Annotated in this window: 7 protein-coding genes; 1 reads left to right on the top strand and 6 read right to left on the bottom strand. The window is 38.9% G+C overall.

The genetic code is table 11. The features are described 5' to 3' along the window. Positions 1–372 precede the first annotated feature (372 nt). Positions 373–3,111 (top strand): sialidase family protein, encoded by a 2,739-nt coding sequence (locus tag HMPREF9078_RS01275; protein ID WP_009418903.1) that lies wholly within the window; start codon positions 373–375, stop codon positions 3,109–3,111. 92 nt (positions 3,112–3,203) lie between these two features. Here HMPREF9078_RS01275 and HMPREF9078_RS01270 read toward each other — a convergent pair whose 3' ends face one another. From HMPREF9078_RS01270 to dapB, 6 genes are all read right to left on the bottom strand, one after another. Beyond that, a complete protein-coding gene (locus tag HMPREF9078_RS01270) occupies positions 3,204–6,311 on the bottom strand; it encodes a glycoside hydrolase family 2 TIM barrel-domain containing protein (protein ID WP_009418902.1) in 3,108 nt (1,035 codons plus the stop codon). 47 nt (positions 6,312–6,358) lie between these two features. After that, the gene (locus HMPREF9078_RS01265) at positions 6,359–7,894 is read right to left on the bottom strand and encodes a sulfatase (RefSeq protein WP_009418901.1); all 1,536 of its coding nucleotides are present in this window, start codon (positions 7,892–7,894) and stop codon (positions 6,359–6,361) included. Positions 7,895–8,413: 519 nt separating this feature from the next. Next, positions 8,414–9,037, bottom strand: a complete 624-nt coding sequence (locus HMPREF9078_RS01260; RefSeq protein ID WP_009418899.1) for a WbqC family protein — start codon at positions 9,035–9,037, stop codon at positions 8,414–8,416. 1 nt (position 9,038) lies between these two features. Then, positions 9,039–10,592 carry a signal peptidase I gene (gene lepB, locus HMPREF9078_RS01255; protein ID WP_009418898.1) on the bottom strand — a complete coding sequence of 518 codons (1,554 nt, stop codon included), beginning with the start codon at positions 10,590–10,592 and terminating at the stop codon, positions 9,039–9,041. A gap of 19 nt (positions 10,593–10,611) precedes the next feature. Next, entirely contained in the window at positions 10,612–11,442 is an 831-nt protein-coding gene (locus tag HMPREF9078_RS01250; RefSeq protein ID WP_009418897.1) for a Cof-type HAD-IIB family hydrolase, read from the bottom strand. 99 nt (positions 11,443–11,541) lie between these two features. Next, positions 11,542–12,243, bottom strand: coding sequence for a 4-hydroxy-tetrahydrodipicolinate reductase (gene dapB / locus HMPREF9078_RS01245; RefSeq protein ID WP_009418896.1), 702 nt, complete (start codon positions 12,241–12,243; stop codon positions 11,542–11,544). Between the last annotated feature and the right edge of the window lie 138 nt (positions 12,244–12,381).

Below are 12,381 nucleotides of genomic sequence, written 5' to 3'. Positions count from 1 at the left end.
ATCTTGGACGATTGGTATAGAAAGGGTGTGTAAATGATTGATTAATAATATAATACAACAGTGTAAAAAATGTTAAAAAAGAGGTTTCGAGGCGAAAGAAAAGGGAAGAGGTGATAGGCCTTAGGTCATAGGCAATAGGGGGAGTGTGACGGAAAATTAAAAGAAACCTCCCCCTTACACATACCCAGCTTTCGCTGGCTTCCTCGGAGAGGGGGAATGTGGAGACGGAAAAAGGAAGAAATGACGAGTGACAAATGAGGAGAATGACAAGGGTAATGGGATAAATATTCTTAGAATATTAGCTCATTTCAATAAATTGTTGTATTTTTGCACCCTAAAAACAACAACTTAAAGAGAATTCTGCAAATAAATATGAAAAATAAAATCTTTACTTTTGTATTTTCTTTATTAATCATCACGACAACTCTCACTGCCCAAGAACTGCTACCGCTTCCTTTGCGTCAGAAAGAGGAGCTCAAAGCGCGTTCGTGGGTACGCGAAACGCCTTTTGAGCAAGTAACAGTAAAAGAGATAGGCAATCGCATCAGTGCGCTGAGTGTAAACCCTAAAAACAGCAGTGAGTTTATAGTTGCTCCAGAAAACGGAGGCGTATGGCTTACCCAAAATGGCGGGGAAACCTACCAAGAACTATGCTCAACCCTCCCTACACAAAGTATCACAGCACTGACGGTAGATTGGCAATCGGGGACTTTGGCGGTTGCGACCCCTTATGGCGTTTTTATCTCTACCGATAAAGGCAAAACAACTGACTTTAAGGGATTGGGAGGAATGCAACGCATTAGTAGTTTGTATATTAACCCTACTAACCCCCAAGAACTTGTGGCAGGAGTACTGGGTAACCCTTATAAAGCCGATGAAAAACGCGGTATTTTCAAAACTACTGATGGCGGAAAAACGTGGCAACAAAAACTATTTGTAAGCACTCGTGCGGGTATTACGCAAATTACTGCTTCGCCCGATGGGGCAATGCTTTTGGCTGTATCGTGGGAAGTGAATAACAGTCAGTGGGACAGTGCTCCTTATGGCAGTAATAGTGCTATTTACAAGAGCGCTGATAAAGGCAATACGTGGACGAAAATCACGGTAAATAACGGATTTCTCAAAGGGAATAACATTGGTAAGATAGGTGTGAGCTGTTTTAACAGTCAGACTTATTATGCGATAGTAGATAATCGCGATGCCAAAAAGAAAGAGAATATTAACACTGTACAGAAAGTAGTGCGCATTCATCTCTCCGCTCAAGATTTTGATGTGATGAGCAAAGCCGATTTCCTCGCGTTAGATAACAACCGTTTAAATGTGTTTTTGCACAATATAGGTCAGGACGAGAAATATACAGCTCAGAATCTCAAAGATATGATAGCTGCAGAGGTAACCTCTCCTGCTAAACTACTGAGTTATTTGGGTGTAAGTACCCAAGAGGTTATAGGTGCGGAAGTGTACGTAACCGAAGATGGAGGTAATTCTTGGCAAAAGGCGAATGCTCAGCCTCTGAATGATGTGTATTACCAAAATGGAGAACGTTTTGGGGGCATCGGCGTAGACCTTAGTAATAAAAAACACTTATTTATAGGAGGGTATCCCTTATTGGAATCTACCGATGGAGGCAGGACGTGGAAAAGCAAGCAACCGATTTCGTTGGACAATAGCTATGAACAACTTTACTTACAACAGGGTACCCTATTTTGTACAACTCGTAGTGGATTACAGGTATCTTACGACAATGGAAAAAGTTTTGCTTTTAAGAATGTGCCACAAGCAATGGCTTTTACCCAGCTGAGTTACGACAAAGCTAACAAAACACCTTACTATGTCAGTGACCAAGTGGTATTGGCACAAAATAACAGTCATTGGAATACGTTCAGAAAAGCTATTCATTCGCTATCGTTTGGCAATGATAGCTATGCCGCAGAACCTTATGGCAAGTTCTTTACTTTTTTGCCTGATAGAGACCAGCTTTTTCCGTTAGGAAGTGCTTATTACGGTGAAAACAAGGAACCGTTGCGTTTTGGCAAGAATGCACCACTACTTATTTCGCCACAAAACAAAGATATTATTTACATAGGAAGCGATAAATTGCACATTTCTATGGACAAAGGTAGGAATTGGCGGACTATTTCGGACGATGTAACCAATGGTAACAAGCAGGGCAACAAGGCATATGGTACAATTTCGGCTATAGCTGAATCGCCTTTTATGTTTGGTTTGCTTTATACGGGTAGTGACGATGGTATGATTTACACCAGCGATAACGGAGGGGTATCGTGGAAACAGATATACAACGCCTTCCCTCGTCCGCTAAAAGTGAACAACCTTATTGCCTCTAAACACCAGCGTAACCGCGTATTGGCAACCCTTATTAGTACTGATGATTCCAATATCGACCCTATTATTTTTATGAGTAATGACAATGGCAAGAGTTGGACAGATATTCATTCTAACCTACCCGATAGTAAAGTGAATGTACTCAAAGAAGACCCTAAAAACAGTCAGATTCTTTATGCAGGAACTGATAATGGGGTGTATATTTCGTTTAACTTAGGTGAAAGTTGGCAACCATTCAGCAAAGGATTGCCCGAAACAGGCGTTTACGATATTTATATAGACGAAACAAATGGCGAAATGACAGTTGCGACATTGGGACGAGGTATTTTTCGCACCTCGGTGAAGATGATGCAAGAGCTAAGAGTGGCGATTACCTCGCAAGATTTTTATCCACTTGAAACGCCTATTACGCTTCCTTATTCTGCGAATTGGGGAAATACCAATAACGAATGGGAAGAACCAGTGAAGCCTAATGTGTATTTCTATGCTTTTGCTTCAAAGGAAAATTTATCAATACCTATAAAAGTGATGAAAGGACGTGTTACCTTGCAAACATTTACTTATAAGACAAATGTTGGGTTTAATTATATACCTTATGACTTGACGATGTCTTATGCGGGTAAGACAGCCTATGAGAAGAGTCTTCAAAAGATATTTTTACCTATTGCTACTGATGGTAAAGTATATCTACCCAAAGGACGCTACACTATTATATTTACGCTTCCTGACGGCTTTGAAGAAGAAAGAACACTTGATATATATTAGAAGAAAAGAATTTTATAAGGGGTTTAACAAAAAAGCACAGACGACTTGAGTTTATCAAGAAATCTGTGCTTTGCTTATATAAGAATATGCCATTAAAAAGCTTCTATTCTGTAACTATAGCTGTAAGGCTGATACAGATACAGTAAGTATTGTTCCATTGGTAAGTTGCCCCAGCTGTTGTCACCTCCCAAACCTAATTGTTGCAAGTCGATGTCTAAGTGAGTATACTTATCAGGGGTGAGTTCACCTGCGTGTGTTTGTCCTTTTTCTATACCAGGGAATAACTGTGCAGGACTATAAGGCAGGGCATTTATATTTAGTAAAGAACCTGTGCTATAAATGCCAATGTTTACTCCTTTTTTCTTACTGAGCTTTGCCCAACGCACATCAGTTTTATTACCATTCTCTTGCGGACGCACATAAGGGTAATACTGGTTAGCAATAGCACCTTCGTACAAGCCTACCATAGCCGATGTTTTCCTATCCCAATAACTTTCCCAAGGACCTCTACCATACCACTGAATGCGCTGAAAAGGCAGTAGTGTAAGATGATTGCCTATCTTAAAAGTAAGCGTTTTGTCGTTCTTTAGCGGTTTGAAGTGATTGCTCACCGTTACGGAAGGCTTGCCATCAAAAAGCAACTCTTGAGTGTAATTAATTGTACCTTCTACCAATCGCTTGTGTAGGGTTATCTTCACTTGACCGGAGTTGAGTTTTTCTACCGATATACGGACACTATCAGCTTTTTTATCTGCCTCTTGAAGCTGTTGCAGTTTTTTAGGTAAACCTGCCCCAAAGTCGTTATCAGTGCCAGCCCGCCATAAATTTACCTCTAAGCCTTCGGGAGCAAAGAGCTCTTCATTCTTCACTTGAAACGATACCCATTTGCCTGTTTGTTTATCTATTTTGGCTGTATAGTGCTTATTATGCAATAGAATATGACTGGCTGTTTCTTCTACCTGTAAAGGTGTTGTATCAACAAAAGATTTTTGAGGAGTGTAGGAGGTGAGAGGAAACTCGGCAAAAGCGAGTTCTGTACCTTTCTTTAAAAGGCCTTCGTCTTGTTTGAGACGGGCGGTACATTGCAAGATATATTCTGCTTTATCGTCTGTTTTAAGAGGAGGTAGTAAAAAAGTAGCCTCGCTTTGTGGTAATATTATTAAGTTGGTAATATTACCACTTTGAACAGGTACACCTTCTTTGAGCAGTTGCCAATGTATTTCGTAGTTTAATAAATCTTTAAAGAAATGCTTGTTGCGCAATATCAGTTGGTTATTTTGATATTGAAAGCCTATTTCTTGTTGCACTTTGCGTACTTCATAGGCGTGAGGATGCCAACTTCTGTCGGAAGCTATTACTCCATTGATAAGAAAATTATTATCGCTGGGAGTATTTTTATCACCGTAATCACCCCCGTAGCTTACTATTTTCTTGCCATTAGGTAAGGTTTTATAAAGCCCTTGATCGATGAAATCCCAAATAAAACCACCTTGTAGTTTAGGATAATGCTCATACACGTCCCAATATTCTTGAAAGTTACCTACACTGTTACCCATTGCGTGAGCGTATTCACATTGCAAGAAGGGTTTAGTATGATTGCTGAGCGCATAGTCGATAAGGAAAGGAATACGACGGTACATACGCGACTCAATATCCGTATTCCAATCGTAGTGAGCTAGTTCATAGTGAATAGGGCGTGAGGGGTCTAAGCCTTTTATGTGTTGATAGCCTTTGTAGAAGTTCCAACCGTTACCAGACTCGTTGCCCATACTCCAAAACAGAACCGATGGGTGGTTTTTATCGCGCTTTACCATACGTTCCAAACGTAGTAAATGAGCATATTCCCACACGGGGTCATTGCCGATAGTCTTATCCATTTCATAATGCATACCGTGGCTTTCTATATTAGCCTCGTCCATTACGTAAAGACCATATTTATCGCAAAGGTCATAGAAATAAGGGTCGTTAGGGTAATGAGAGGTACGTACCGCATTAAAGTTGAGAGCTTTCATCTGCTTTACATCGTTCTCCATCTGTTCTTGACTCACTACCTGTCCCGTATACGGGTCGGTTTCGTGGCGGTTTACCCCTTTGAAGAGTACGCGTTTGCCGTTTACCAAAATGTTAGCACCTTCTATCTCAATCGTTCTAAAGCCTATGGGACGACTTACTACTTCTTTCACCTTTCCCTCAGCGTCGTACAGCACCATTTGTAAACGGTACAGATAAGGCGTTTCGGCACTCCACGCTCTCACTTGTGGCAATTGTGCTTCGAATTGCAATTCAGTTTTACCAAAGGCTTTTTTGAGTCCGATAGTTGCTTTTTGCTCTTGGTAGAGTAGTTGTTCTTTGTCGAACAGACTCACTTCCACTTGGTATTTGGAGACATCGCTTGGAGTTTCGTTCCACACTTCCACCGAAGTGGTGAGTTTGCCATTGGTGTAGTTTTTATCTAAACCAGCGCTGATACTAAGGTCGTATAAATGCACTTTAGGTCGCATATAGAGGTAGCAATCACGAGAAATTCCCGAAAAGCGCCACATATCTTGGCATTCGAGGTAGCTTGCGTCCGTCCATCGACGTACTTCCATTGCAATAAGGTTTTTGCCCTTAGTGATATAAGGTGTAATGTCAAATTCCGAAGCCAACTTGCTGTCTTTACCCATACCCACAAACTTACCGTTTATATACAGTTTAAATGCCGATTTCACTGCTCCTAAATGTAGGTATACCTTTTCTCCTCGCCAAGAAGAGGGCAAATCGAAAGTTTTGCGATACAGACCAGCATTTTGTTGGAGACTATCAGGAATATCGGGAGGAGTAGGGTTCTTTTGATTGAATTCGTAAGAAGCGTTCACGTAAATTGGAACGCCATATCCCTGTACTTCCCAATTAGAAGGTACAGGAATTTTCTTCCACTGACTTTCGTTAAAATTGGTTTTGTAGAAGTCTTTTGGCAACTGACGATAGTCTTCTTTCCAAAGGAATGACCACAAGCCATTGAGATTTAGGAAACGTTCTGATTGCTTTATGGTACCATTTTTTGCTTTAGCTATATTCTCAAACGGAAAGTAGGAGGCACGCATTGACATTCGATTGATTTCTTGCAATGCTGGATTTTCGAAAATGGAATCCAAGTGTTGTGCATAAGAGACTATGGTTAGAAAAAATGATATGATAATGTATAGGTAGTTTTTCATATAAATAATATGTTACAAATTTTGGCAAAGTGGAATCGTTATAAAATTCATTTCACAGGAAACTCTTTATTGAAAAATACCCTCTCAGCCAAATCGTCTTGCTTGTCTCGAATTTCTTTTAAAAGTAAAGCTTCTAACTGTTTAGCGATTTTCAGATATTCTTTTTTGCCATAGACGTTGTTGAGTTCTTTAGGATCGGTTTTGAGGTCAAATAGCTCCCAAGTATTTACGCGTTTGTAGTAACGAATGAGTTTATAACGATCAGTGCGAACACCAAAATGAGGTGATACTGCGTGTTCTCCGTTTTCGTAGTAGTGATAGAATATTTGATTGCGTATAGGTTTGGCTTTTTTAGCAAACAGCGGTAAGAACGATTTGCCTTGTATGTCAGCAGGGATAGGCAAGCCGGCTAATTCTAAGAAAGTAGGCGCCAAGTCGATGTTCAGCACAAAATCATCGTTGGTTGTGCCTTTAGGAAAAAGTTTAGGGTAAGAGACAATCATTGGGGTACGGAAAGATTCTTCGTACATCCAACGTTTGTCAAACCAACCGTGCTCGCCCATATAAAAACCTTGGTCGGACATATAGATAATCACAGTATTGTCTTTCAATTTGTGCTTTTCTAAGTAATCGAGCATACGCTGAATGTTCTTATCCATCGATCTTACGGTAGATAGATAATCACGCATATAGCGTTGAAACTTCCATTGTGCTAATTCTTTACCACTGAGATTGGCGTTGAAATACTGTTGACGTATAGGGTTATAAAAATCGTTGTAATGTGCTAATTGAATAGTGGTCATACGAGAGAAGTTTGCATCTTGCACTTCTTCTTTTTCATCTTTGAACATCTTCAAATCGTAACCCATCATCATATCCTTACCAATGGACATTTCTTGCAAACTTGCGGGCTTGCGAGTTGCATAATCGTCAAAGAAAGTATCGGGCAATGGGAAGTTTACCTGTTCATAAGCTCCTAATTCAGGTAAATCGGGCATCCAAGTACGATGCACCGCTTTATGCCCCACAACCAAACAGAAAGGTTTATTAGGGTCACGACGATCGAGCCATTTTTCGGCTTCATTTTCAATGATATTGCTTACATAACCTTGCTCGTTTACACGTTTTTTACCTTCAATGATAAAGTCGGGGTTAAAATAACGACCTTGGTCTACTAAGATTTTGAAGAAGTCAAAGCCCTTGGGGTCATCGCCTAAGTGGTATTTTCCCACCCAAGCGGTTTGGTAGCCTCCTTGTTGCAAGAGATTCACAAACTGTTGTTGTGAAGAATTATAGTGTGATGTCTCATTGTCCATAAAGCCATTCTTATGGCTATACTTACCCGTGAGAATACAAGCCCTACTAGGACCACAAATAGAGTTGGTAACAAAAGCTTTGTTGAACCTTACCCCCTCATTAGCAAGTTTATCAATTGCAGGAGTTGCATTAGTAGCTCCATTGTTATAAGCCCCAATCGTTTGATACGAATGGTCGTCTGAAACAATAAGTATAATGTTAGGTTTGCTTTGTGCAAAAACTGTTGTGGCATATAAAAGCCCAAAGAAGAATACGAATTTTTTCATAAATGAATTGGTGTTAAAATGAACCACAAAAGTACAGCAACTTTTTTTAAGTACCAAATTAATTAAGAAAAAATATTTAATTATGACTATTTTATAAAAAGAAGTTAGCAATAGCATTCTAAATATAAAAAAAGCTCTCTAATTTCTTAGAGAGCCTTTTTCACAATGCATATAAATACTACTACTAACTCCAAAAATGAAGAAAATTTTTCAGTTTTAGAATCTCTATTACTGTTCTCAGTAATAAAGTTTTTTTACATAAGATTTTGTTTTAAGTTTGATAGTTTTAATGAAAATGTTTTTTCTAATTCTTGTTTTAACAATGTTTCTTTTAGCAATCTTCTGTTTACTATATTGAAAACTCTGTGCCAAAAAAACATTCCTTTATATTACATTTTGTAAATTACTGATTATAAGGAAGTATTTTTTGATAATAAAAAAGTAATTATTTTTTGTAACCTTCTTTTAATTTGTGTAATTATACGTTTATGATGTGTATTTACACACTGTATTATAGTGCTACACTTTTACCTTAGTTAAAAACTCTTGTGTATTAGGCCCTTCGTGGAAAAGCAAATCTAAAATAGATAAGTTAGGAATAAAACCATATTTATCTGAGAATATTTGGTGGTAAGGGGGCATTGTTACAGAGTATTTTTTTTTAGCACTACTCAAAAAACGATAGTCTTTCACTCCTTGTGGCTCGGCTTCATACGTTTTTGTCTTGTCAAAGTTAATATGTACTAACAAACAGGCTAAAACAGTTTCAATTGTGTCGATATTTACATCGAGTAAGTAAGTATATTGCTTTTCAAAAATACGAACCAAATCGTCTTCATAATACTCAAAATAAGGAGATGTACGATAGGCTGTCTCTAAACTTTTCCAGTGCAGACGTTGCCATAGGAAATTATTCTCTACTTTCACATCTTTGAACAACTGTCGTCCAGTTTCACCTCCTACGTGCTTAATAGGTAAGTTTAGGGATTGCTTGCCATTGGCACCGTAAATATATGTGCGATTGCGCAAGGTTTGTTTCTGATAGTTGTCAGAGACTTCTAAAACGCAAGGTTTGTTCAACATCAAGTGAAATTGAGCAATAGAAGGAAAATAAGTAGGGTGTAATAATACTTGTTCAACCATATTATTCTTTTACTTTTTTCTTTTTAACCAAACTATATACCAACCACAAACCAAGTAACCCAAATACAATATATCGGTAGGACACAGGTTCACCTTCACCATTTACGGTAGTGAACAAACGTTGCCAACGTATTTTCTTAAATCCTGAGGCATTCTTGTCTAAACTCATCCAAATGAGTACGGGTTTACCAAGTACGTGATCTTCAGGTACAAAACCCCAAAAACGACTGTCTTCAGAATTGTGACGGTTATCTCCCATCATCCAGTAGTAATCTTGTTGGAAGGTATAAGAGGAAGCTTTCTGCCCATTGATGTAAATATCATCACCCTTTGTTTCTAATTTATTGTGTTCATATTCACTAATAATGCGTTTATACAAAGGCAAATTCTCTTTAGTAAGTATTACGTTTTTTCCTTTAGCAGGAATGGTAATAGGTCCGTAATTATCCTCATTCCAAGCAAAAGTAGGACTGTGAGGGAAGATTGCAGGATTGTAGACCCCAGCCTTATTTACATTGCGAGTAACTGACACAATACTTGTATTAGCTTCCAAAGCCTTAGCTACATCATCTGTAAGGGAAGTAAAAATATAAGTGTCGTTGTTGATGGGATAAGCGGGATCGGTAACACCGTACTGTTGGTACATCACTACTCTAAACTCATCGGGATGACTGAATAAATTGGGTTGTGTAACCACTATATAAGAAGTTTGTAACTTGGCACGTACAGGATAGATTTCTTTTTTGCCATTTATCCATACATCGCCGTTTTTGATTTCTAATACATCGTTAGGGATAGCTACTGTGCGTTTTACATAGTTAGACTTCTTATCTATGGGCTTATCTACGTGAATGCCCGAATTGTCTCGGAAGTACCTTACTGTATCGGTAGGCCAGTTGAATACCGTAATATCATTGCGCTGTACTTTCTGCAAAGCAGGTAAACGCAAATAAGGTAACTGAGGCGTTTTGATATACGATCTTGTGCCTATTATAGGAATTGAATCGTGTACCATAGGTAATGATAGTGGAGTCATAGGTACACGCACTCCGTAGTGAAACTTACTTACAAAAAGAAAATCGCCTACCAAGAGGGTTTTTTCTAAAGAGGAAGTAGGTATCATATAAGGCTGTATAAAGTAGGTGTGAATAGCTGAAGCTGCTACTACCGCAAAGATAGTAGCACTCACCCAAGAGGAAACATTCTTTTTGATGGCTTCTACATCTTTACCTACGTAGTGTGTAGAAGGTAAATAGGTTATGTAGGCAGCAAAAAGTCCCAAAGTAATTATTGATAGCAAGGTGTAACGCTTCTTGCGATAGTTAAATACGTGTAACCATTCGTAAGTCATCACAATTACCATAATATTACCTATTACAGGCAAATATAGCAGGAATACCCACCACCAAGGGCGAGAGATGATACGTAAGAAAATAACGGTATTGTAGAAGGGAACAAAGGCTTGCCACGCTTTGTAACCTGCTTTTTCATATCCTTTCCAAAAGAATAGCCCATTGATGAGCTGTGCAATGATTAAAATATATAAATATATCATAATGATGAATGATTAACGTTTAAAGGTTCATTACTTTTTGTTCTCTTAACTGTTTTAAGAATGTTGCCACACCGTCTTTCGAGTGGTGAAGCGTTATGTATTTGGCTACAGCTTTTACTTCGTCGCGAGCATTAGCAACTGCTACGCCACAACCTACGCCTTTGAGCATCTCCAAATCGTTATAGTTATCGCCAAAAGCTATTGCTTCGCTCAAAGGTAAGTGATATATCTCGTCTGATACTATTTTCACTCCTGTGAGTTTAGAAATACTGATATCTGATAGTTCTATATAAGTTTCTCTCCCGCGATAGATTTGCATTACCTCTGTATATCTCTCGTTTAGTAGCTTGAACATTCGCTCTATAAGAGTTTCTTCTCCCATCAGCATTAGCTTGTGAGCGCCGTGTCCTGCTTGTTTCCACTCAGAGAGTACTTCGCGATTAGGTCGCACGGTAGGAGTTACTTTGGTAATTGTTTCTTCACGTTGTGCCCATTCATCGTTAGCGGGTACATACCACTCGTCGTTATAATAAAAGCTAATGTGTATCTGAGCATTGAACTCTTGTTCGTTGAGAGCGACTACTTCTTCGAGAATAGAGTAGGGGATAGTAGTAGAGTGTAGCACCTTTTCGTCATTGAGCACTAATCCGCCATTATAAGCGATAAGTGGTAATCCTGTGATGCCTAAGTCTTTTTGTATGTGGTACATTTGCTCAGGCATACGTGAAGATACTAAAATGAAAGGTATTTTGTCTTTCAGTTGTTTTACTTCGTGAATGGTGTTCTGCGTAAGGGTTCGCGAACCACTTAATAGAGTGCCATCGATATCAGAAAAGATAATTTTATACATTCTTTTAGTTAAGAGTCCTATGTTAAAAATTATGAGTTATTAAAGTGCAAAGATAATGCCTTTTTTTTAGATAAGTAGTTTTTTGATTAAAAAATACGCTTAATGAAGATTGAGTACATCGTTCATCGTAAATACTCCTTGCTTACCTACAATCCATTCGGCTGCCATAACGGCACCGAGAGCAAAGCCTTTGCGATTGTGAGCGGTATGTTTGATTTCTATGATGTCTACCTCACTGGTATAGGTGATGATATGAGTGCCTGGGACACTATCTATGCGCTTGGCTACGATAGGGATTTCGTTCTCGGTAGCTGTGTTTAAATGCCAACCTGTTTTATCAGTTTCAGCGATAATACTTTCTGCCAAAGTAATCGCAGTACCGCTGGGGGCATCGAGCTTTTGAGTGTGGTGAATTTCTTCGATAGCTACCTCATAGTCTTTGAGTTTAGCCATCAGTTTGGCTAAGGTTTTGTTCAGTGCGAAAAATACATTTACCCCTATACTGAAATTAGAGGCGTAGAGAAAAGCGGTTTGGTGCTTTTGGCACAAAACTACTGCCTCGTTGTATTGGGCTAACCAACCGGTAGTACCTGCAATCACGGGGACTTTGTGTGTGAGACAGTTGCTAATATTAGCAAAGGCACTGCTGGGGGTGCTGAATTCTATAGCCACATCGGCTATTGTAATGTCGTAAGAAGTTTCGGCATTATCTATTTTTAACACGATTTCGTGTCCGTGAGCGATGGCTATTTGTTCAATGGTTTTACCCATTTTGCCATATCCGAGTAAAGCTATTTTCATAATTGACTATTATAAATTAAATATTTTATTTCTTCTGTTAAAACACGCAAAGTCGTAGCACGACAAGCGGATAAAAAATGAACGAACGAGTAACGAATGACGAGTGACGAACAAAAGACGGTGCGAGCCACACGGGCA

The sequence above is a fragment of the Capnocytophaga sp. oral taxon 380 str. F0488 genome (genome assembly GCF_000318255.2).
Taxonomy (GTDB): domain Bacteria; phylum Bacteroidota; class Bacteroidia; order Flavobacteriales; family Flavobacteriaceae; genus Capnocytophaga; species Capnocytophaga ochracea.
The sequence above is the reverse complement of the archived record's forward strand: the minus strand, read 5'-3'. Positions and strand labels throughout refer to the sequence as shown.